The 22,558-nt window shown below is 53.2% G+C and carries 20 protein-coding genes; 9 read left to right on the top strand and 11 right to left on the bottom strand.

The genetic code is table 11. From position 1 onward, the window contains the following. Positions 1–110: 110 nt before the first annotated feature. Positions 111–1,022 (bottom strand): LysR substrate-binding domain-containing protein, encoded by a 912-nt coding sequence (locus B3Z23_RS02715; protein ID WP_294901265.1) that lies wholly within the window; start codon positions 1,020–1,022, stop codon positions 111–113. A 122-nt stretch (positions 1,023–1,144) separates the two neighbouring features. On the opposite strand from B3Z23_RS02715, the gene B3Z23_RS02710 reads away from it, so the two are divergent. Next, complete coding sequence (locus B3Z23_RS02710; protein WP_294901262.1) at positions 1,145–2,521, top strand: MFS transporter; 1,377 nt, start codon at positions 1,145–1,147, stop codon at positions 2,519–2,521. A gap of 45 nt (positions 2,522–2,566) precedes the next feature. Here B3Z23_RS02710 and B3Z23_RS02705 read toward each other — a convergent pair whose 3' ends face one another. From B3Z23_RS02705 to B3Z23_RS02670, 8 genes are all read right to left on the bottom strand, one after another. Beyond that, positions 2,567–3,346: an N-formylglutamate amidohydrolase gene (locus B3Z23_RS02705; RefSeq protein WP_294901259.1), complete on the bottom strand. Its 780-nt coding sequence runs from the start codon at positions 3,344–3,346 to the stop codon at positions 2,567–2,569. 315 nt (positions 3,347–3,661) lie between these two features. Then, positions 3,662–5,974, bottom strand: a complete 2,313-nt coding sequence (locus B3Z23_RS02700; protein WP_294901256.1) for a molybdopterin-dependent oxidoreductase — start codon at positions 5,972–5,974, stop codon at positions 3,662–3,664. Positions 5,975–6,097: 123 nt separating this feature from the next. Continuing rightward, positions 6,098–6,709: a methylthioribulose 1-phosphate dehydratase gene (locus tag B3Z23_RS02695; protein WP_294901253.1), complete on the bottom strand. Its 612-nt coding sequence runs from the start codon at positions 6,707–6,709 to the stop codon at positions 6,098–6,100. A 246-nt stretch (positions 6,710–6,955) separates the two neighbouring features. Beyond that, on the bottom strand, positions 6,956–7,510 hold the full coding sequence (locus B3Z23_RS02690; protein ID WP_294901250.1) for a hypothetical protein: 555 nt from the start codon (positions 7,508–7,510) through the stop codon (positions 6,956–6,958). Positions 7,511–7,593: 83 nt separating this feature from the next. Continuing rightward, a complete protein-coding gene (locus B3Z23_RS02685) occupies positions 7,594–8,946 on the bottom strand; it encodes a glycoside hydrolase family 28 protein (protein ID WP_294901247.1) in 1,353 nt (450 codons plus the stop codon). A 163-nt stretch (positions 8,947–9,109) separates the two neighbouring features. Then, complete coding sequence (locus tag B3Z23_RS02680; RefSeq protein WP_294901244.1) at positions 9,110–10,216, bottom strand: M20 peptidase aminoacylase family protein; 1,107 nt, start codon at positions 10,214–10,216, stop codon at positions 9,110–9,112. A gap of 64 nt (positions 10,217–10,280) precedes the next feature. Next, positions 10,281–10,748 (bottom strand): YjiG family protein, encoded by a 468-nt coding sequence (locus tag B3Z23_RS02675; RefSeq protein WP_294901242.1) that lies wholly within the window; start codon positions 10,746–10,748, stop codon positions 10,281–10,283. Next, positions 10,741–11,421, bottom strand: a complete 681-nt coding sequence (locus B3Z23_RS02670; RefSeq protein WP_294901239.1) for a nucleoside recognition domain-containing protein — start codon at positions 11,419–11,421, stop codon at positions 10,741–10,743. Before B3Z23_RS02670 ends, B3Z23_RS02675 begins: the two co-directional genes overlap by 8 nt. 398 nt (positions 11,422–11,819) lie before the next feature. Between B3Z23_RS02670 and B3Z23_RS02665 the strand changes: the two genes are divergently transcribed. Beyond that, the gene (locus B3Z23_RS02665; protein ID WP_294901236.1) at positions 11,820–12,722 is read left to right on the top strand and encodes a LysR family transcriptional regulator; all 903 of its coding nucleotides are present in this window, start codon (positions 11,820–11,822) and stop codon (positions 12,720–12,722) included. Between the two features lie 17 nt (positions 12,723–12,739). Here B3Z23_RS02665 and B3Z23_RS02660 read toward each other — a convergent pair whose 3' ends face one another. Further along, positions 12,740–13,642, bottom strand: a complete 903-nt coding sequence (locus B3Z23_RS02660) for a LysR substrate-binding domain-containing protein (protein ID WP_294901233.1) — start codon at positions 13,640–13,642, stop codon at positions 12,740–12,742. Positions 13,643–13,767: 125 nt separating this feature from the next. Here B3Z23_RS02660 and B3Z23_RS02655 point away from each other — a divergent pair, with 125 nt between their 5' ends. The 5 genes from B3Z23_RS02655 to B3Z23_RS02635 all read left to right on the top strand — a co-directional run bounded on the left by B3Z23_RS02655 (position 13,768) and on the right by B3Z23_RS02635 (position 18,331). After that, a complete protein-coding gene (locus B3Z23_RS02655; protein WP_294901230.1) occupies positions 13,768–14,193 on the top strand; it encodes a VOC family protein in 426 nt (141 codons plus the stop codon). Positions 14,194–14,253: 60 nt separating this feature from the next. Then, positions 14,254–14,982, top strand: a complete 729-nt coding sequence (gene pxpB, locus B3Z23_RS02650) for a 5-oxoprolinase subunit PxpB (protein WP_294901228.1) — start codon at positions 14,254–14,256, stop codon at positions 14,980–14,982. After that, on the top strand, positions 14,972–15,907 hold the full coding sequence (locus B3Z23_RS02645) for a biotin-dependent carboxyltransferase family protein (RefSeq protein ID WP_294901226.1): 936 nt from the start codon (positions 14,972–14,974) through the stop codon (positions 15,905–15,907). Before pxpB ends, B3Z23_RS02645 begins: the two co-directional genes overlap by 11 nt. 322 nt (positions 15,908–16,229) lie before the next feature. Beyond that, positions 16,230–17,558 carry an MFS transporter gene (locus B3Z23_RS02640; RefSeq protein ID WP_294901224.1) on the top strand — a complete coding sequence of 443 codons (1,329 nt, stop codon included), beginning with the start codon at positions 16,230–16,232 and terminating at the stop codon, positions 17,556–17,558. Beyond that, positions 17,555–18,331, top strand: a complete 777-nt coding sequence (locus B3Z23_RS02635) for a D-glutamate cyclase family protein (RefSeq protein WP_294901222.1) — start codon at positions 17,555–17,557, stop codon at positions 18,329–18,331. Before B3Z23_RS02640 ends, B3Z23_RS02635 begins: the two co-directional genes overlap by 4 nt. Before the next feature lie 167 nt (positions 18,332–18,498). Here the strand turns inward: B3Z23_RS02635 and B3Z23_RS02630 are convergent, their stop codons facing one another. Next, the gene (locus B3Z23_RS02630; protein ID WP_294901220.1) at positions 18,499–19,461 is read right to left on the bottom strand and encodes a sugar-binding transcriptional regulator; all 963 of its coding nucleotides are present in this window, start codon (positions 19,459–19,461) and stop codon (positions 18,499–18,501) included. Positions 19,462–19,653: 192 nt separating this feature from the next. Between B3Z23_RS02630 and dalD the strand changes: the two genes are divergently transcribed. Beyond that, positions 19,654–21,048: a D-arabinitol 4-dehydrogenase gene (gene dalD / locus B3Z23_RS02625; protein WP_294901218.1), complete on the top strand. Its 1,395-nt coding sequence runs from the start codon at positions 19,654–19,656 to the stop codon at positions 21,046–21,048. 11 nt (positions 21,049–21,059) lie between these two features. Then, a complete protein-coding gene (xylB, locus tag B3Z23_RS02620; protein ID WP_294901216.1) occupies positions 21,060–22,529 on the top strand; it encodes a xylulokinase in 1,470 nt (489 codons plus the stop codon). Positions 22,530–22,558: the final 29 nt, after the last annotated feature.

The following is a 22,558-nucleotide window of genomic DNA, read 5'->3' as shown; positions in this document are numbered from 1 at the left end:
TGGACGAGGTTTGCGGGAGATATATTTCCCCCGCGCAGATAAAATTATCACAAATATTTTCACGCTGACAAGTCCGTTTTTACGTGGAATAACATAGCGCTATGCCAAAATTATTTCTGGGGATTTGCAGACCGGGCTGTTGAAAATTCTTCTGCCAGCCAGCGGGATAATTGCTGTATTTCCGGCCACTGTTGTTTCTCCGGGCTGGTCACAAAATAATATTCTCCCCCGGGCAGACTTTGCGCTAAGGGGGCCTGCAATATCTTCTTATTCAGCGCATCTCTGGCCAGTAATTCACTGGCAATGAGTACGCCCTGGCCGGCAATTGCTGCCTGTAAGGCGTGACTTTCATCATTGAAATGTATTCCTGCCTGGATATCGAGTTCTGCCGGGCCAAATACCTGTTGCCAGTGTTTCCAGTCAGGTGAAGGCTGAGGTATTTGCCGGTTATCTATATGAAACAGAGTCTGATGTCGCAGGTCATCATTCCCGGTGATGGCCAGCGAAGGGCTGGCCACCAGAATAAAATGGTCCCGGCACAGCAACGTATTGGCCAGGGACGGGTTCACGTGCTGGCTGTAGCGTATTGCGCAGTCGGCCAGTGAACCACGGATATCCACCACAGCGGTGCTGGTGTGCAGGTGGAGTTCGAGATCAGGGCAGGAGATTTTTAGAGAGGGTAACCGGGGGATCAGCCAGTGAGTCATAAAATTTGAGGTGGTACTCAGGGTCACTGCTCCCCGGGGGCGCGGCGAAGTAATTTCTTCAACCGCCTGCCGTAGTGTGGAAAAGGCAGCAGAGGTCGCACGGAACAATATGGCTCCGTCATGAGTCAGGGAGACTCCTCTTGCGGAGCGCTCAAACAACCGGCATTGCAGCGACTCTTCCAGGGTGCGGATCTGGTGGCTGATCGCCGTAGGTGTCACGCCAATATCGTGACCGGCCAGCTTGAAACTTGAGAGTCTGGCTACCGCATCAAAAGCACGCAGAGAAAGTAACGGTGGCAGTCTGGTGGGCTTCATAGCTGAATTAAACTCATCTTTAAATGAAATATATGATTTTGTCATCCAGTATAGCAAAGCATTAATCTGTTCTCCGGAACATTTAATCATGAATTATATTCATTTTTATGACGGAGAGAGTGATGCATCCTGGTATAAGCCCATGGTCTGGCAGGCCGTCCACTTTCGCCAGGGTTATCCCCGGCCTGGCACAGGCAATGATTGCGCTGGATTATGCGGTGATGTTTGTGGCATTGCCGGTGATTACCCGTCAACTGCAACTCAGTAGCGCGGAAGCCACAGGCATTATGGCGGTATATGGGCTCTGTTTTGCGGCATTTTTACTGGCGGGTGGAGCCGTATGCGATCGGGCGGGAGCAAGGTTAACGTTCAGCATGGCGATGGGTCTGTTTATGCTGGCTTCCTTTGCCGGGGCGCTGGCGTATCGGCCGGAATGGTTACTGGTGGCAAGGGCGTTACAGGGCGTAGCCGCTGCCTTTATGCAACCGTCAATTCTGGCACTGATGGCTGGACGTTTTGCCGGCAAAGAGTACCGGCAGGCGTTGACAGTCTGGAGTGCTACCGGCGCCCTGGGATTAGTGGCCGGAGTGATACTGGGCGGGATATTCAGTCAGCTCTACTGGCCACTGATATTTTTAATGAATATCCCGGCAGGTACGCTGATCCTGTGGCTGGTATGGCGACATTTTCCAGTGCTACCGCGTCCTGAAACCCGGGTGCTTTTCACGCCAGGAGCCTTAGTCGGTAGTGCGGCGGCAGGTTGTCTGGTTCTGGCTTTACTACGGCTCAGTCAGGACGGTGGGCCTGATTATCTGCTAAACCGGCTGGCAGCCGTGCTGACAGGGGTGTTTTTTTTGCACGAAAAATGGTCGTCACGACCACTGATTTGCCCGGCGTTAAGACGGCAGGCTTCGTTTCAGGCCAGCTGGCTGGCCAGTGCCTGTTATATGGCCAGTGCCGGTAGTCAGTTTTACCTGCTGACTTTGCTCTGGCAGCAATATTACCATTTCAGTGCCCTGCAGACGGGGATGCTATTTGTCCCCCTGGCGGTGTTAATTATCGCCGGTAACCGTGTTTATCGTGGTTTATCGGGCCGATACCGTGCGCCGCAACTGCTATGCATGGGGTTTTTAATCTGCGCTGCAGGGTTTTACCTGCAGGGAAGCGAGGCGTTGAGTCAGCAATCGCTGTGGTTTGTAGTCGGGGTGATCCTAAGCGGTCTCGGTCATGGCATGGTCTATCCGGCGATATTCAGTCTGGGTCTTAGCGGGGTCGCCACGGATTCACAGGGGCGCGCCAGCGCGGTGATTGTCACCAGCCAGTATCTGAGCGGGGCGATCACTTTAGCGGCTCTCGGCGTATTCCCGGGCAAAGGGCAGAACGCCAGCGAATGGCAACAGGCATTTCAGTGGCTGACCTGGGCCGCCATGGCTGGCATGGTGGTGGCAATGAATGTCGGGAAAACCGAACAGACCGATGAATATTCACAGGTCAGATAGCCCCCGGGTCGACGGGGACGAAAAATGCAGATTCACTCTGAAGGGTTAGTTTGCTTCGCCAGGATAGTTGCTCCAGGCTTCACGGAACAGAAGATCGAGATCTTTTGCCCAGCGTTGTTGCCCTTCACTTTCGGCAATTAAATCCTGACGTAATTCAATTTCAACCGCAGGAATCCCGTTCTTTTCGGCATGTTGTGGCAGCGCGTAATCAGTGGCATCCGAGACCGAATACGGTTCGTTATCACCAATTACCCATTGATTACGTTGATGCAGACTTTTCAGTAAGGCATGTGGATAGGCTTTCAGACGGTTGTATAAAACGCCGATATGCCACGGGCGAGCAACGCCAAGATAGACCGGGGTAAAGCTGTGCATGGCCAGAATACAGGTAGTTTGACCGCGCTGGCGCCGTTGTTCCAGGATCTGCCGGATCTGATCGTGATAGGGGGTGAAGATCTCCCGGCAACGGGCTTCTTTTTGTTGCGCGGAGATCCCTTCATTGCCAGGGATCAGCGTATCTTCAGATAACAGCGGGATGGAGCTTTCCACCCCCGGGGTCCGGTTGCAGTCGATCACCAGTCGTGAATAGGTCTGAGAAACTAATGTCGCGTCCAGTGACTGGCTGAGAAGTGTTGAGACCGCGAGTGCGCCAATATCCCAGCCAATATGCCGGTGAATATCAGACTCTTTCAGGCCAAGGTTTCCGAGCCGGCGTGGGATCTGTTTTCCTGCATGGTCGCACAGGATGAGAAAGGGTGAGGTGCCTTCAGGATTGGTCACAGTAAAGGCGGCAGGTTCATCCGGGTATAAAAGCGGTTCAGACACAGTGTAAAACTCCGTAGTGATAAAAAATCGCCGGGGTGGTCAGCTTTCTGCCAGCCGACCGCCGGGGTCATTCATTCAGCCGTAGTAGTGCGCTAGAGACAGACGCCAGCCAGCGATCTACAAAGTATGCTGAGGAGGTCAGCCCGGTGCTGTGCATCTGACTCTGTCAGTGTGCCGCCGGGCAACAATTTATGCCAGCAGAACCCGGGGTTTTCTCTTAAGGTACTCACATTAACCGGCTTAAGTATGCGATAACCTCATTGACCGGCAGTTGCTGTTCTGTCACCGGTTCACGGGTCATCAGAGTTGAAATGGTTAATTTATTTCAACAAACTCCGGGGGTGAAAAAGCAGTAATTTCCGGAACGGGTTGCAGCCAGCGCTCAATCTCAACTTTACAGCTTTGAGCGCTGCATCCCTGACCAAGCCGTGAACTGCCACGATCTTCGGTCAGTACATTCGGATTGCCGTGTTTATCCAGTGATCCCGGCACCGACGGATCTTGCGGATCATACCAGGCACCGGTCGAGATCTGCACGACCCCCTGGCGGATCTGGTCGCTCAGATGGACTCCTGCCAGAATTGCCCCACGCTGGTTAAAGACCCTGACGACTGATCCTTCACTGATATTGCGCGCTGCAGCATCTTCAGGGTGCATCCATAAGGGTTCGCGGCCCTGAATCTTGGTCTGACGGCTGACGCTGCCATGATCATACTGGCTGTGCAGCCGGGTTCTGGGCTGGCTGGAAAGTAAATGCAGTGGCCATTCTGCTGCCTGCTGCTGTTGATAATCATATTCCTGAGTATCCCAGAACGGATAGCCCGGACACTCACGGTAACCAAACCCGGCCACGGTTTCAGAAAACAGCTCAATTTTGCCGGATGGCGTAGAGAGCGGATTTTGCTGAGGGTCAGCGCGAAACGCCGATAAGAATATCTGCGGACTGGCAGGGCGATCGAACTCCAGCTTACCCAGTTCCCAGAAATCATCAAACTTCGGCAGACTGATACCATCCTGTTCGGCCCGTGGGCGGGATTCTTCATAAAGATGTTTCAGCCATTGTTCCGGGTTACGCCCTTCGGTAAAGGTATCGGCAAAGTTAAGGCGCTCTGCCAGGCCACAGAAAATCGCATAATCATCACGCGCATCGCCGACCGGCGGAATATGCTGACGCATGGCGACCATAAAACCATCGTGACTGCCACTGCCGATATCATTGCGTTCCAGTGCTGTCGTGGCAGGTAGCACGATATCGGAGAATTTCGCCTGAGCGGTCCAGTACTGTTCGTGGACCACTACCGTTTCAGGCTGCCGCCACGCATCGACCAGCCGGTTCAGATCCTGGTGATGGTGGAAGGCATTCCCTCCGGCCCAGTAGACCATCCGGATATCCGGGTAGCGACAGTCCTGACCATCAAACTGATACTCCCCACCGGGGTTTAACAGCATATCTGACAGTCTGGCGACCGGGATTATGGTGTTAACCTTATTTTCCCCAGCGGGCAGGCGTGGCCCGGAAAATGCGACCCGGTCAGCACCGGCAAGGTTGGTACAGGCATAGCCAAACGCCAGTCCACCGCCCGGCGTACCTATCTGACCCAGCAGCGCAGTTAACGCTACCGTGGCCCAGTAAGCCTGTTCACCCTGGCGCGAACGCTGCAATGACCAGGAAATATTCACCATGCTGCGGTGACCGGCGAGAGTCCGGGCAAGCCCGGTAATCTGCTCTGCCGCCAACCCGGTGATGGAGGCAGCCCACGCCGCACTTTTAACCACCCCGTCGGTTTCACCCGCCAGATACTGACGTAACGGTTCGAAGCCGACGGTATGGCTGGCAATGAACGCCGTATCATGCAGATTTTCGCTGATTAAGGTCTGACACAGGGCCAGCAGCAGTGCGGTGTCGGTGCCGGGTTTGACCGGTAGCCACTGCGCATTGCTGACGGCACTCAGGTCATTTTTGACCGGACTGACATTGATAAATTTAACCCCGTTTGCCTGCAGGGTTTCCAGCCAGTGTTTCAGCATATGGTCACTGGCTCCGCCGACATTAACCTGCGAGTTTCTCAGCGGCAGGCCACCAATTGCCACAAATACTTCGCAATGTTCTGCCAGTACCGAAAAGTGGGTATGTCGGGTATGCAGCGGACTGAGTGGCCCGAGAATATGGGGCAGGATGCGCTCACCGGCGGCACTGCTGTAGGTATTGGTACTGGCGGTATAACCGCCGAATCCTTTCAAAAACCGGTGCAACTGGCTTTGAACGTGATGAAAACGACCGGCACTGCCCCAGCCGTATGAGCCACCATAAATGGCCTGGTTTCCGTGGCGTTGCTTTACCGATTGCATTTCACGGGCGACCAGATCGAGCGCCTGCTCCCAGCTGACTTCCACAAACGGCTCCTTGCCCCGTCCTTCACGGGAAGCAGGCCCGTTTTTCAGGTAGCCCAGCCGTACCGCCGGGCGGCGGATGCGGGTATTGCCGGTAATGGCCTCTGGCATTGACTGACCAATCCGGGACGGGTTTTTATCCCAGGCCACTGGTGTCATGGACGCGATTTTATCACCCGCCGTTTCTACGTGGTAACTCCCCCAGTGGGTACTGGTCAGGTTGTTTGCTGTTTTCATCAGTCACTGCCTGTCATATCGGTGAAAATTTGTGTTCCCCGAATGCAGGGAAACATATCAATAAGTGAATGGTGCGGGAAACTCTTCTGAATGAGCCATCCTGATGGCCTTTCATTCGGGAGATTAATCGCGCTGGTACAATCGGCGTTTTAGCTCACATTCAAACAGAAATTCCAGTCCTTCCAGATGGCGGCGGGCTTCACTGACATCTTTACCCCAGCAGGTCAGGCCGTGGCCGCGCAGCAGGAAGCCGTATTTCAGCGGATGGGTGGCTGACCATTGTTCGATTCGCTCAGCCAGTGCGGTAATATCCTGATCATTGTCGAACACGGCAATCGGTACGGTATCCAGGTGGCTGGTCTGGCCGCTCAGGGTTTTCTGCATTTCATAACCGGACAGGTTGAGTTGTGGGCCGGTTTCGATGCGCGACAACACCGTGGCATTAGAGGTATGGACATGCAGAACCACATTGGCCTCTGGAAACAAACGGTAAATCAGGGTATGCAGGCCGGTTTCTGCGGAAGGTTTGCGCCCCGAGGGTGCCTGCAGGGTAGTGATATCAACCTGCAGGAAATCATCTGTGGTCAGAGCGCCTTTATCGCGACCGGATTCACTCAGCCAGCACCATTGGCTGTCCTGACGGACAGACATATTGCCACCGGTCGCGGGCGCCCAGCCTTTGCTGCCAATCCAATGGCAGGCGGTGACTAAGTCCGCCAGTCGTTGTTGCCACATACCCATTCCTTATTACGCGTGATTCAATGTTGAGCTGGTATTTTAAGCAGATTTTAGCCATCTATATGGCTGATTGATGGTATCACTGCGCTGCAGAGGGAGCAATGATTGTCTGTGCAGGCCATGGAGTACAATGGCTGGCGCGGATCAGAGGATAATTTTGCGGCTCAGGGCTTTGCCGGGAGGTTGGAATACCTTACCTGTGACCTTCAGCAGTAAAATGGCATCTGCCCCCGGAAAACGGCATCACCCGCCGGTAACATTGCGGGCAATGGCCGACAGCATACGACGGCGGATCATCCCGCTGACCGGACGAATCAGATACCAGTAGGGTGTAAATGCCTTCAGACTGGCTGAGTCCGGACAAAATACCCGGGTTTCAGTGATCAGTACGCTGACCCGGGCCTCGATTGGCAGGGCCTGAAAAGTGAGTAACAGCCGGGCAGCACCTGGCTGGTGGGTATCAGTGAAAAAGTCGACATCTGCGACAGGGATTAACCCGTAGCCTGCTTCCCAAAACCTGCCCATCAAGCCATAAGCCAGTTGAAAATTATCGGAACGCTCCAGCAGGGTGAAATTGTCCAGGCTGAAGGGAGGTTGCCCTGATGTCGGGCGGCGCCCTGTGCATTCCAGTAGCCGTTGTGGCCATTCCCGCAGTTGAATCATTTTCCGGAAGAACGGGTCTTGTTCGGGACGGTAGTGTTCAGCGGCAATAATGACACGCTGCGGGCTGGCAGGGATTTGGCGTTGATGTTGTTCACGAAACTGGTATTGCGGTAAAAATTGATCGGAATATTGCATCACCCTTTTCTCCCGGAAAGCCCGCAAGGCACAGAGTCCCGCCCGGAAGAGAGCTCCCGGGCGGCGTTTAACCTACTCTGTGATTAGCTGGCTGTCCAGTGACTGTCCGGTCCCTGTAGCCATGGCAGCACATGCGGCAACGTTGTGACATCAACGTGACTGCGCATACCTGCAACGTAACGACTCTGTAGCCCGTGGCGGGCGGAGATTCTGATATTCTTCAGATGAATATTTTGCAGCGGCGCTTCCGGTAATCCACTGATTATCCCGGCACTGTCCGCCCCGGTCGCGGTAAGATGGCTGACTGAAATATCGTGGATAAAGGGTGTATAGCGGCTGACGGGTTCAGGGCTGATGGCACTAACACTGTCAGCGGAATATCCACCATTGCCGCCATAGCTGTCCGTGATCACCAATGGAACACGGACATGGCTCATCTTCAGATGATCTGCGATTAACGGACCAATACGGCTGCCCCGGTCGCGTCCGGATTTAATACGCAGGCCATTGTCGGTGCCGGTAAATGTCAGGTCATTTAGGGTAATACGACCAATACCATTTGCCGTTTCACTGCCTACGGAAATACCGTGGCCACGAAGTACATTAATATCTTCGATAATGATATCACCGCTGGCAGCTGCCTTTCCGGAGCCCGCCAGTCCGGATTTTATCGAAATATCATCATCCCCGGTCGAAAGTGTCAGATGGCGTAGGGTAATATTCTGCGAAGACACGATGTCTACCCCGTCGGTATTCGGTGAGTCCGGCGGATTAGTCACCGAACTGTTAGTCATGGCAATATTCTGGCTGTTGCGCAGTACCACGTTCCACATCGGCGAGTTAATCACCCGCAGTTGGTTAATTCTGGCTCGCTGAACATGATCAAATTCAATCAGCCAGGGACGCGGCATACCGTTAGCGGCAGGAATACCCGGCCAGTGCTGGCTAAACCACTGACTATCTCCCTGTTTCAGATGATTCCGCGCTTCGCTGGCCAGTGGCCACCAGCCGTGCTGACCTTGTCCGTCAATAGTTCCCGGTCCGGTAAGACCGATATCGCTGACATGGCTGGCGATGATGAATGCTTCATGAGGCCGCAGAGGCTGGCTGATAAATGCCGGGGTAAAATCAGACGGGTTAGCCGTTGACTTCAACACACTGCCGGCAGCCAGATGTAATGTCACATGACTTTTCAGTTGCAGTGGTCCACTTACCCAGACTCCTGAGGGTAATGTTACCGTCCCGCCACCCTGTAAACTGCATTGATCAATAGCGTGCTGTAGCCCCCCGGTCACCGGCTGGCTTGAGGAAGACAGAGTGAGTGAACACTGCCGGTTGGCGGCCTGCACCGCAGAACAACTAAGAGTCGCCAGTAAAGTAATACCCCCAAGGGTCAACGGTGTGAAAAATTGACGGGAACGTTTGGCCAACAGCATGAGTTCTCCCTGATAAACGTTGATGACAAGCAATGTCTTATCATAAACAGCCCGTGGCAGAGAGTACCCGGAATTAAGGTTACGGAATGTGGATATGCGAGGTGTTGTGCAACAATATGTTCAGAAGAAATGACGGCCTCCGGTTTCAGGGAGGCCGTGACCATTACTCGCCGAGCACCTGCTGTACGCAGGATTTAAAGATTTTTACCCCAATCGCCAGAGCATCACGATCGAAGTGCATTTCCGGGTGGTGCAGGCCCGGGGTGAGGTTACAGCCTAGTCCCCAGAACCCGCCTTTCACCTGTGGGCAAAGACGCAGATAATGGAAAAAATCTTCGCTGCCAGGGGTTGCCCGCGCCGGGAGAAGAGCTTCTTCCCCCAGATTTTCGCGGATAGCCTGGCTGATGATTTGCGTGGCTTCATCATCAATAATTGCAGCCGGCATCTCCTTGAGAATTTTGATGTCGACCGTGGCGCCCAGGGCGGCAGCGCTTCCCTGCAGGGCAGCGGTGACTTTCTGTTTCAGCTCCGCCATCGGGACATTTTCGGCAGAACGTAAGTCCCAGCAGACTGTAGCTTCGGAAGGGATGGAGTTGGTCACCCCGGCATCACACAGAAAGCGCGTGGCTTTGGCACTGAAGGTCAGCGAAGGGGAGAGGTGAATGGTATTTACCGCCTGGACTGCCTGGACTGCGGCATCCAGAGCATTGACCCCAAGGTGTGGACGTGCAGCATGGGCAGCTTTGCCGGTAAATACCGCTTCTACGGTGGCGGAGGCAGAATAGTACATCGCTGCGACAGCCTGACCCATAGAACACTCTTCCAGAGGCCGCAGGTGGAAACCGAGCAACATATCCACATCATCCAGCGCTCCGCCTTCGACCAGTGCGATGGCTCCGGTTCCCAACTCTTCGGCAGGCTGGAACAATATCTTCAGGCGACCTTTCTTCACCAGGCCTTCACGCAGCGTTTCTTCTGCGGCAGTCAGGACCACCGAAGAGTGACCGTCGTGGCCGCAGGTGTGGCGGGCGACATGCTGCCCGTCAATAATGTGTCCCAGCGCATCCATATCGGCGCGTAAGGCTAATACCGGGCCTGGCTTACCGCTGTCCAGTTCGGCAATGATACCCGTAGTGCCGTTAAAATTGCGGGTCACCTTGAATCCGGCGGCTTCCAGCGCCGAAGCGATGTAAGCTGAAGTTTTAAACTCTTTAAAACCTAACTCGGGAATTTCGTGCAGCACGTTAAAGTGCTCTAGAGTGCGTGACATACTTCTCTCCTTGATCTTTTCTGCCCGACGGCCAGTGAACGCCGCCGGGAACGCGTGGATAGTTTCAGGCAATAAAACGCATAATCAGCATAGAAATTACGGCATTGACGATGCTGGTCAGCATTAGCAACGGCCAGTATTTTTTCGGTACATCTGCCACACCCAGCAGTCGGCCCATGTACTGCAACTGAGCGCCCATCAGGAAGATAGCCGGAATTAAAATGGTGATTTGTGCAGGATCGAGGGTACCTTTTGTCAGCAGGCTGACGGCGACTCCGGTTCCGGCAGAAGAGGAGAGCCAGGCCGTCAGTAATACTGTGACCGCTTCACCGGGCAGACCAAAAATTCCCATCACCGGCGCGAAAACATGGCCAATAAACTGCATCACTCCAAGCAAATTCAGCATTTCGGCAATTACGTAGGCCATGACCACGTTTGGCATCAGATTATTGATATCAATATTGAACCCTTTACGGGCACCAATCACAAAAATGTCGAACGGGTTTGCGCGGGTATTTAGCTGATTACTCATTGATGAAATCCTTTTTATAAACCGTGTTTAAGGCCAGTCTGACCAGCCCTGCGCCAACAAATTTAAGAACGAACATCAGCAGTAGTGGCACGATAAGCGGAGTCGTTAATGAGGCAAACAACGCTGAACCAATCGCAAAATAGTTATTAATCAGTCCTGCGCCGGAATATTGCCAGGCACCCATAATAATCACGTGCTTACGGGTAATCCGCTTGCTGTCGTACAGTTCCTTGCTCAGAGCGGCCCCTGCATCGGTGCTTTGCAGGTCGGTGATGAGCGCAAGCCCGGTAAAGCCTGGCAGCCCTAGCAGTGGTTTCAGTAGCGGTGTCAGTAGCTTATGAGCAGCGCGGATCGCCCCGTAGTGGGTGAAAATTTCCAGTAATCCCAGGGACAGCATGACGGTGGGAACCAGTGACAAGGCAAACAGGAAGCCGGCTTTGGCGCCGAATCCCCCACTGCCGACAAAGGTGCCGCCTGCGGATTTCATGGTGCCAAAAGCCCCTCCCAACGTCGTAAAATCAAAGGCTCCCAGCCACTCCATTCCTTTGACCTTAAAAAACAGGCCGGAAAAAACCAGTAACACGGCTATCAGGGCGATCCATGCCCCGGGAGTGACTTTCAGGGCGGTTTCATCCTCCGCCGGGCTTGGTTTGGTCATGTTGTTATCGCTCATAATTATTCTCTGTCATATTTCAGTCGGTTATTTCCCTGGTGCTGGAAGATTCCGGGCTTTATTTTGTCTGTCCACAAAATAGATTATTAGCAGGGATTGTGCCTGCAAAAAAAAGATGAAGCTTGCTGATAACTAATATCTTTCCGGGCGATTGTTTATATTGGTATAAATTTATAACCGACAGCTCAGAATGAGTTATATCAATGAGGTTATCAGTAAATAAGTGGCATTATATTGGTGCAGTGGCGCTATTATGGTGCAGTGATAAAAACAAAATTTACTGCCTGTCACCTGCCGTTATTCAGTCCGATTATCTAAAAGCGTTTTAAGAATATAAATATCAGATAAACGGTGTTATTGTTGCTTACAGGTCAACACTTACCCTGGATCCCCCGCAAATGTTTCATGAAAAGCCAATGAGCTACCTGTATGAAGTCGGTATCCAGGGAGGTATTCGCCGTGCTGCCGATATTCTGGGAATTAATCCGTCAGTGATAAGCCGGCAGATTGCGCAACTGGAGCGTGATTTACAGTTGCCGCTTCTGGAGCGTCGTGGGCGTAATGTGGTACTGACCGAAGCAGGACGTTTGCTGGCTGAGGATTTTTTTGAAAGCCGTCAGCGCAGGCTGAAACTGGAAGGGCATCTGAAAGATCTGCGCCATATGCAAGGGGGCAGTGTATCCATCCGGATTGGCGGCGGGCTGGTGACAACTTTTATTCATGAAATTGTGACCCATTTTTCTAAATCTTATCCGCAGGTGTTTGTTGAAATTACGGTAGCCAGCATGCAGGAGATGCTGAATGCGGTCATTCATAGTGAAACCGATATGGCCATGGCTTTCGGGCCGATCGGCAGCCCTGAAGTGAAACGGCACAGTTTTGGCTGGGGGCCGGTATGTGCAGTGATGTCACCAGACCATCCCCTGAGCGGCGAGCAAACGATAACCATCGAAACCCTGGCGGATCAGCGTCTGATAGCGCTGACCGAACAGTTTGGTCTGCAACGTTACATGAACGCAATGTTTCGCAGTTGCGGGTTAGTTTTTACCCCGGCCTACCGTTGTAATTTGTTTTCGACGGCGATGGAACTCAGTGTGGCGGGGTTAGGGATTTCCTGTATGTCGGCCAGGGCCGCGGGTCAGATGATTTCTGCCGGTAAGCTGGTGGCGATTCCGATAGACCATCCGATTGCCCATGAATCACAGTGCCACCTGCTGCGTAACTCGGACCGTCGGTTTACCCCTGCTGCTCAGCATATGTGGCAGTTGCTGCGTAATTATTTCACCGATACCCAGCCCTGAGTTGCACTCACGGAATTTCACTCAGCATCGGCTGCCGGCCAGTGGCTTTCCAGCCTTTTAGCACCTGACAACAGGCATTGGGTGAGCATCATATGCAGTGACGAACGACGATTGGCGTGGCGCATAACAATGATCAGTTCACGATAGAAGGTTCTGGACTGCAGCGGAACAATCCGTACTCTGGCATTGCGGCTCAGCCACTGGCCGGATAGGGGTACCAGCGCAACGCCCAGACGATTTTCGACCATCCTGACAATGGCCTCAATTTCATCCAGTTCAAGGATTTGTCGTGGTTCCAGTCGTTGCTCGCGAAGAAACTGACTGACCAGACGGCCACCGAATGAGGTGCGGTCATATCGAACGAAAGGTTGTTCGCGCAGCAGTGTTCTGGCATCGTCTCCGTCTACCCCTTCTGGAACAATCAGCACATAGGGTTCGCGTAACAGTGTTTCGCACCAGAGTTCTTTAGCGAGACTGAATGAGGGCTTGATGGTAATCGCCAGATCCACGTCACCGGTTTCTACCATCGACAACAGATTGAACGAAACGCCAGGCACCAGTCGGGTTTCAAGATGTGGAGCAACCTGTTGAATATCTACCAGAACCTCGGGTAAAAGCCCGGACTGAATGGTAGAAATGGCACCAATTTTAACCACTCCACGATATTCACTGACATTATTTGGCTGGGACATGCGGGCAAAAATACCGAGGATCTCTTCGGCCATCGGCAGAATCCGGTTACCGGCTGCACTCAGCATGACACTGCGTCCGGAGCGGTCAAATAACTGAACACCCAGGGCATTTTCCAGAATTCGCATTTGAGCACTGACTGCGGATTGTGTCAGCCCAATGCGTTGTCCGGCAGCGGCAAAGGTCCCGTACTGAGTGACCGCAACGAAGGTTTTGAGTTCTCTTAGCATCAGGATTACCACTCATCAAAATAATTGTTGATTTAAACTAATAATATTCGCTTTTCATCAAAAAATATATCAATAAAAATGGCATCTCACCCTTGAGCTAATACTGAGCAGTCGGAGATATAATTATGGCACTAAGTCCTTTTCACCTGGCAATCCCGGTTTATGATTTACCTGCAGCCCGTCATTTCTACGGTGAAGTGTTTGGTCTGTCTGAAGGTCGTTCCAGTACCCAGTGGGTCGATTTCGATTTTTATGGTCACCAACTGGTGATTCATGAACATCCGCGTACTGCGACCCAGGAGTCTGCTCACACCAACCCGGTGGACGGTCATGATGTACCGGTACCTCATTTTGGGATTGTCCTGAACTGGGATGAGTGGGAAAGCCTGGCGGCCCGTCTGCGCGATTTCAACACCAAATTTGTGATTGAACCTTATGTCCGTTTTAAAGGACAGGTGGGTGAGCAGGCAACCATGTTCCTGCTGGATCCTTGCGGTAATGCTCTGGAATTCAAAGCCTTTAAAGATATGTCTCAACTGTTCGCAAAATAATAATAAACGGTCAGTGGGTGTCTGCCGGGAGAGTTTCCCGGCATCTTTGTGGAGTCAATAATGTCGTATTCTGCGCTACGCTGGCGCTGTGACCCGTCGGGTGAAGACTGCCTGATAGTTACCCTGGATGTTCCGGAAACCCCGTGGCGGCTGACCAGTCAGTTGGCAGCGTGGCTGACCTCACAGGCGTTGCCCGGTGTCACCGATATTGTGCCCGGGGTCGCCACTCTGGGAATCTATTATCAGCCCGGCTTACTCTGGGCACAGGACAATCAACTGTCACCCTACAGCCAGATGTATAACCGGCTGGAAATCTTGCTCAACAGCTGGCGACCTGCCAGCAGACATACGCCACGGGAAGTGGTGATCCCTGTCTGTTATCACCCTGAATTTGCTCCTGACCTGCCGCAAATCGCTGACCACTGTGGTTTAACGCCGAAACAGGTGATTGAACGCCATCAGTCTGTTGCCGTGGATGTGATGATGATTGGTTTCCTGCCGGGTCACCCCTATCTCGGAATGCTGGATCCTTGTTTTGCCATGCCACGCCGCTCGACTCCCCGACTGAGTGTGCCTCAGGGCGCTATCGGGATTGCCAACCGGCAAAGCGTGATTTATCCGCAGCAGAGTCCTGGCGGCTGGAATCTGATTGGTCGTACCCCGTTACTGATGTTCCGCGCTCACCATCCCACCCCCTGCCTGTTACAGGCCGGAGACAGCGTGCGATTCTCGGCCATCAGTCGTAAACAGTTTGATAAGCTGCAACAGGAGGCACTGCGTGGCCATTGAAATCTTACATCCCGGGCTGGCCAGCGCGTTGTACGACAGTGGCCGTTATCGCTGGCAACAATTCGGGGTTCCGGTCTGTGGAGTGATGGACCTGTTTTCTCACCAGCTGGCCAACCGGCTGGCAGGCAACAGTGATGATCCCGCGACTCTGGAGATGACATTGCAGGGACCGAAACTGCGCTTTCTGCGGCGTGCCGTGATTGTACTGACCGGAGCGGATCTCTCTCCGACACTGGATGGTGAGCCGGTGGAAATGCTGCGCCCACTGAGTGTGCCGGCCGGCTCAATACTGAGTTTTGGTGCGCGGCGTAAAGGGGCGCGTTGTTATCTGGCGGTCAAGGGGGGATTTGCTCAGCCGGAAGTGATGGGCAGCCAGAGTACCTGCCTCGCTGCAACATTTGGGGGGTATTCGGGGCGTAATCTGCAAAAGGGTGACAGACTGAACTTTCGCTGGCCACTCCATAATATCAGCCGGTTACGGGCACCTTTTGGGATGCCGGATATTTTCCCGCAGCCTCAGCAAACATTACGTTTTATTCCGGGCAAACACTGGAATTTATTAACCGAAGAAGCAAAGAAACAATTTATTAACGGTGAGTTTACCGTGAGTCAAAACTCAAACCGGATGGGGTATCGCTTACAGGGAGAGAAGCTGTCTCTGTTGCAACCGGCGAATATCTATTCTGAAGCCGTCAGTTGCGGTACAGTGCAATTACCTGCTGACGGATTGCCGATTATATTGATGGCTGACAGCCAGACCACCGGCGGCTACCCGAAAATTGCGCACATTGCGGCGATTGATCTGCCTTATCTGGCACAATCATTACCCGGTGCACAATACAGCTTTCAACAAATATCATTACATACTGCACAACAGCTTTCCTGGCAACGCCAGCAGTGGCTGGAAAAAATCCCCTCCTGCTGATTATCCTCTGACGCACCTTTTTGGTGAGCCCGGATCATTTTGGTGAAAATGTCCGGGATATATTTCCTCCTTATCCGTTTTCCTTTTAAATTGCCGTCGCTATCCGGCAGGTGAAATATTGTCTTTTTTAGTCTTTTAATGAGAATGAATATTATTCATAACCCTTTATCCGCATTTATTTTAATACCGGGTAACGACTGACGAATAATTTCTATCAATGGCGGAATTGGTCTCCGGGTTGCTTGTTATATCCACACAATAAAAAAGAACGCCGGATGTTGTGGCAGTTCTGTTAATAATTCACCTGTGAGGCAAAATCACCATGTCCTATGAAACTGAAGCGGAATTTGTGCCGGTGTCTGTACACCAGAAAAATGCCGCCCGTCATTTACTGGCCCGGCGTGCAGCGGTCGCAGCCATGACCGGAACTGCAATTGAATATTATGAGTTCGGTATTTATGGTTTTATGGCATCGGTTATTGGGCCATTATTTTTCCCCGGCTCCAGCCCTGCGGCAGCATTATTATCCGTTCTGGCTGTCTTCGGCAGCGCGTTTCTGATTCGCCCACTGGGCGGGATTTTACTGGGCCGGATGGGCGACCGTCTTGGGCGCAGAAAAATATTACTGCTCACCGTGCTTGGCATGGGGGGTTCTACGGCTGCCATTGGGGTATTACCGGATACTGCATCCATCGGCATTGCCGCGCCAGTCATGCTGGTGGTATTAAGACTGGCACAGGGATTCTTTGCCGGAGCAGAAATTGTAGGGGCCGCGGCCTTCGTGGCAGAGTCAGCCCCGCAGGGTAAACGCGGTTTCTATGGCTCCTTTACGCCGGTTGGCGTTGCGCTCGGCGGTGCTCTGGCCGCGTTTGTCTGTGGATGTATGTTACATACGGTGGATGCCGCACAGTTACAGCACTGGGGCTGGCGGATACCTTTCCTGCTGACCATTCCACTGGTCATTCTGTCGGCGGTAATGCGCCATCAGGTAGAGGAGACTCCGGCCTTTAAAGAGTTCAGTCAGGGCAAAAAACCGGAACATACACCGTTTATCACCATGATCCGCGAACACCGTTTTGCGTTACTGCGCGTGATTGTACTGACCTTCGGACAGAATGCCGGCTACTGGATTGGCATTGTGTTTATGAACATCTATCTGACGACCTGGCTTGGATATGACAAGCAGCAGGTGTTCTGGTTAATGGCGTTTATTAGTCTGGCCATGGCGGCAATGATGCCTTTCTGGGGCGGATTGTCCGATAAACTGGGCCGCAGTAAAGTTCTGAAAATTGGTTTCCTGGGCTATGTGGTGTTGGTACTGCCGATGATGTCAGTCATGGGACACCATAACTACTGGCTGGCTTGTATTGCGATGTTTATCGCCAGCCTGCCGATGCCGATTGTACAGTCAGTTGGCTACCCGACTTATGCGGAACAGTTCCCGACCCGGGTTCGTTATAGCGGAATGGCGCTGAGTATCAACATTGGCGCGATTCTTGGTGGCGGGATCACCCCTTACCTGGTAACTGCATTGATCGAGAAAACCGGCTGGTTATTTATGCCTGGCATCTTTATGGCCTGTGCAGCAGTACCGGGTCTGTGGGTACTGCTGCGGATGCGTGATACCCATAAACAGGAGCTGTCAAAGTGAAGGTGACGACTCCGCAACAGCTGCGTGAACTGGCCGCCGCCGGAGAGTGGCGGCAACCAACCGCCGGAATGCTGGATGATTTCCAGCAGGCTAATCTGGTGATTGTACCTGCGGCGCAGGCATGGGATCTGTTGCTGTTCTGTGTCCGTAATCCTAAAGTCTGCCCGTTGCTGGCGGTAGGTGAACCCGGAGAGTATCTGCTCACTGCCGGAAACACCCGTTTCGACGTGCGCAGTATGCTGCCGCGCTATCGGGTTTGGCACCACGGTGAACTGGCCGATGAACCCTATGATTTAAAGCAACACTGGCGGGAAGATGCCGTCGCTTTCCTGCTGGGGTGCAGCCATACCTTTGATGGCCCGCTTCGCCGGGCGGGAATACCGGTCAGCCATCAGGCCCCTCCGGTCTATATCACCAATATTCCCTGTGTCAGTGCAGGGAAAATCAGTGGGCCTATGGCAGTCAGCATGCGACCTGTACATCATTCTAAAATTGCGGTGGCCACCGGAGTGACCGCGCGTTACGCCTCAGGTCATGGTATGCCGGTGCATTACGGATCTCCGGAAACCATTGGAATTAGCGATATTACTGCGCCAGATTTTGGCGTCTACCCGGGGCTGGAAGAGGGCTATGTGCCGGTCTTCTGGGCCTGTGGGGTGACTCCGCAGATTGTACTGCCTCCGCTGAAGCCAGAGTGGATGTGCAGTCACTATCCCGGCCATATGCTGGTGTTGGATGACAGTGTGGATTTTTTCTCGTTACAACAAGGCTGACCGGCAGAACACCCCCCCTCCCGGAATTCCGGAAGCCGGCATATAATGCTACGGCCAGCCACAACGTAGAGGCAGCGTCTGACAGGCGCTGTTGCCATTCCTCCGCGTGGCCTCACCGAAAATGAACGGCCCGGTACCGTTATTCTTTCTCTTAAGCTCTGTGGCGATTAGCTTTCTGCCGGATGGTTAAACAGCAGCCTTCGTGCGGTATCTTCGTCGGTCACCAGTCCGTTAATCCAGCGTCCCCGCAGTACTGCCTGTATTGCCTGGAATTTTTCGGAGCCCCCGGCAAAGGCAATCCGTTCATTTTGCGGGCAGGGTGTCAGCGGAATGCTGGTACGGCGCTGATCCAGCAGATCCCCCACCAGCTGACCGTTCTGATCGATAAAATTACCTAACATTTCAGCGACGGCCCCGGCCGACACCAGTCGCTGTACGTCACTGCTATCGATAAAGCCGTCGGCATGTAGCGGACACTGAAAGTTGATTTGTCCGATACCCAGGAAAGTCACATCGGCCTGGCTGGCTTTACCGGAGATCAGCTTGTAAATCCGCTGGTTACACCAGATATCCCGATCTTCCGGACTGTCGGCAAACAGAGGGGCTGGCAGGATAAAGTATTTGCTATGGATCTTCTCCGCAATACTGAGCGGAACATCATATTGGGTACAGGAGCCATCTGAGGCGATCGCGCCAATCAGCGACAGACAACTGTGCTGAGGATAGTGTAAATCTGGCAGTTGTTTGATCGCAGCACGAAGCGCGCGGCCGGAGCCTAACGCGATAATCTGCGGCGGCTCACGGTTAATCACCCGTTCCAGTTCTTCGGCTGCGGCCACGGCGATCATCCGGTTTAAAGTGGCGGAATCCAGTCCCGCAGAAGGAACAACCTGACAGCGGACCAACTGAAAGTTTTCTGCCAGTTGTGCGGCCAGTGAAGCACATTCTGCAATATTGTGATTGATATTAACCCTTACCAGCCCGAGTTCACTGGCGGCGGCGACCAGTCGTTGTGCAACCTGACGTGAGACACCGAGGACCTCAGCAATCTGATGCTGGGTTTGTCCGCCTACGTAGTACATCCATGCTGCCCTTGCTGCAAGTTCCTGTTTTTTATTTGATTTCGCCATTATTCATCCATCGTATCCGGGGTGTTCATGACTACTATAGCGCCTGATAATCCCGTCAGGCTGATTTAAAATAATAAAAATGTGATTTATTGCTCATATTTAGGGCAATTGTTCACATATATTAATTTTAAATAATTATTCACAACATAAACATTTGCCCAAAATATGAATTCCTCTGAGGAGGTGCTGATTATGTCTGAAACCACTACTACACCGAATGTCTGGATGCATCTTGGTGCCGGTTCTTTTCATCGTGCACATCAGGCCTGGTATCTGCATCGTTTACTGCAACAACATGATGAACGCTGGTCAATTGCGCTGGGGAATATCCGTAATGATGCCGATGCGCTGTTAGCCGCACTGGAACAACAGGGCGGTCAATACACCCTGGAAACCGTCACTCCGGAAGGGGTACGCGACTATGAAACCATTACCTCGATCCGTAAAATTTTACCTCACAACCCGCAACTGAGTGCACTGATTGCCCAGGGTGCCTCGCCGGTCACCAAAGTGATTGCGTTTACGGTGACAGAAGGTGGTTATTATCTGGATACGGAACACCGGCTGGACCCGCAGCAGGCAGATATAAAGGCCGATTTAGCCGGTGGAGCCTGCACTATCTATGGCGCCCTGACACGTATCCTGAACGGCCGGCTACAGGCAGGAGGAGAACCGGTTACGCTGCTGAGCTGCGATAATCTGCGGCATAACGGTGAACGTTTCCGTCAGGGGTTTCTGATGTTCCTGACACTGTCCGGCCAGCAACAGTTACATGACTGGGTAGAAAAACAGACCACCTCACCGAATACCATGGTTGACCGTATTACACCGCGTCCGACTCCGGATATTGCGCCGCGGGTCCTGGAAGCCACTGGCATCCATGATGCCGTACCGGTGATGGGGGAGGCGTTTATCCAGTGGGTGATTGAAGATAATTTTATAGCCGGCCGACCTGCACTGGAGAATGTGGATGTCGAACTGGTGGAATCCGTGCAGGCATTCGAAGAAGCTAAAATCCGTATCCTGAATGCCAGTCATAGCTGTATTGCCTGGGCAGGAACACTGACTGGCCAGTCCTATATTCATGAAAGTACTAACACTGAGGCCATCAAACAGTTGGCATGGAATTATGTCACCGAAGATGTTATTCCCTGCCTGTCACCGAGCCCGCTCGACCTGCAGGTTTACCGCGATGTTGTCCTGTCACGGTTTAGTAATCCCTATATTCAGGATACTAACCAGCGTGTAGCGGCGGATGGCCTGTCCAAAATCCCCGGTTTTATTACCCCGACCCTGATGGAATGTTATGCCAGAGGGGATATACCGCGTGCGACGGCTGTCCTGCCGGCACTGTTCTTCCTGTTTATGCAGCGCTGGCATCGTGGTGAGCTGCCCTATGAATATCAGGACGGGGTCATGGACGCCGACGAATTGCACCGGATGTTTGATTCAGAAGATCCGCTGGGTCTTTTCGCGTCGAATGAGGCGTTATTTGGTGAACTGGCGGCCAGACAGTCCGGTTTTACTCAACTGCTGCGTGACACGGTTGCACAACTGAAACCGTTGCTGGCATCTGCAGCGCACTGACCGGAGGCACTGTGTATCTTGGGATTGATGTCGGAACATCCGAAATAAAAACCCTGGTCATTGATGAGCAGGGGAAAATTGTGGCCTTTGCCGGTGCGGAATTAACCCTTCAACGGCCGCATCCTCACTGGTCAGAACAGGACCCGCAAAGTTGGTGGCAGGCATTACAGCGTGCGATGGGTCAGTTACGCGAAAAAGCTGCGGAACATTGGGCGTCGATTAAAGCCATTGGTTTATCCGGTCAGATGCACGGTGCAGTGTTACTGGATAAACAGGGCGAAGTTTTACGCCCCTGTATTTTATGGAACGACACGCGAAGTGCGGAGCAATGCCAGCAACTGACGGCAAAAGCACCTTCTCTGCATCGTATCGCCGGTAACCTGGCGATGCCCGGGTTTACCGCGCCAAAATTGCTCTGGGTTGCCCGTCATGAACCGGATATTTTTGCACGGATCGCGCATGTTTTGCTGCCGAAAGATTATCTGCGCTGGCGGATGACCGGTGAATTCATCAGCGATATGTCTGATTCTGCCGGCACGTTATGGCTGGATGTGGCGAAACGTGACTGGTCAGATGAACTGTTACAGGCTTGCGATCTGAGCCGGGAAATGATGCCGGCGTTAGTGGAAGGCTCTGCGGCAGGCGGGCGTCTGACCCCGGAGATCGCCGCCGAATGGCAGTTGCCCGCCGGGCTGGTGGTGGCGGGTGGTGGCGGTGACAATGCGGCCAGTGCGGTGGGGATCGGCGCCGTCAGGCCGGGAGATGCTTTTATTTCGCTGGGAACCTCCGGAGTATTGTTTACCGTTAATGAGTGCTACCGGCCAAACCCTCAATCGGCAGTACATGCTTTCTGTCATGCTTTACCCCAACGCTGGCACCAGATGAGTGTGATGTTAAGTGCGGCCAGTGCACTGCGCTGGGTCTGTCAGATCCTTGGCTGTGATGAAGCGACTCTGATGGCAGAAGTTGGCAGTCTGACGCTGGATCAACGACGCAATGCGCCGATCTTCCTGCCGTACCTGTCTGGCGAACGCACTCCGCATAATGATCCTCAGGCGAGCGGTTCTTTTCATTATCTGACACATGACGTTACCCGCGCTCATCTCGGTTATGCGGTGATTGAAGGTATTACCTTCGGCCTGGCCGATGGTCTGCGGGTGCTGAATGAAGCGGGGACCGAACTCAGTGAATGTTCTCTGGTAGGAGGCGGGGCCCGCAGTGCTGAATGGTCTCAGTTAATCGCGGATGTCCTTAATCTGCCGATGATTACCCATGAAGGCAGCGAAGCCGGCGGTGCATTAGGCGCAGCCAGGCTAGCCTGGCTTGCCGATGGCGGTGATGAAGCACAGGTGTGCGTCAAACCGGCGGAAAAACAACGTTTCCAACCACAGGCAGACCACTGGGAGTACCTGCAAAAACGTCTGAAAGCGTTCCGGCTGATGTATCAGCAGCAACTGGAGGTCCGAAAAATATTAGCTTAACCCTTCCCCCGGGCATCCCGGGGGAAGGG

The sequence above is a fragment of the Tatumella sp. UBA2305 genome, assembly GCF_002345795.1.
GTDB classification, from domain to species: domain Bacteria; phylum Pseudomonadota; class Gammaproteobacteria; order Enterobacterales; family Enterobacteriaceae; genus Tatumella; species Tatumella morbirosei.
The sequence above is the reverse complement of the archived record's forward strand: the minus strand, read 5'-3'. Positions and strand labels throughout refer to the sequence as shown.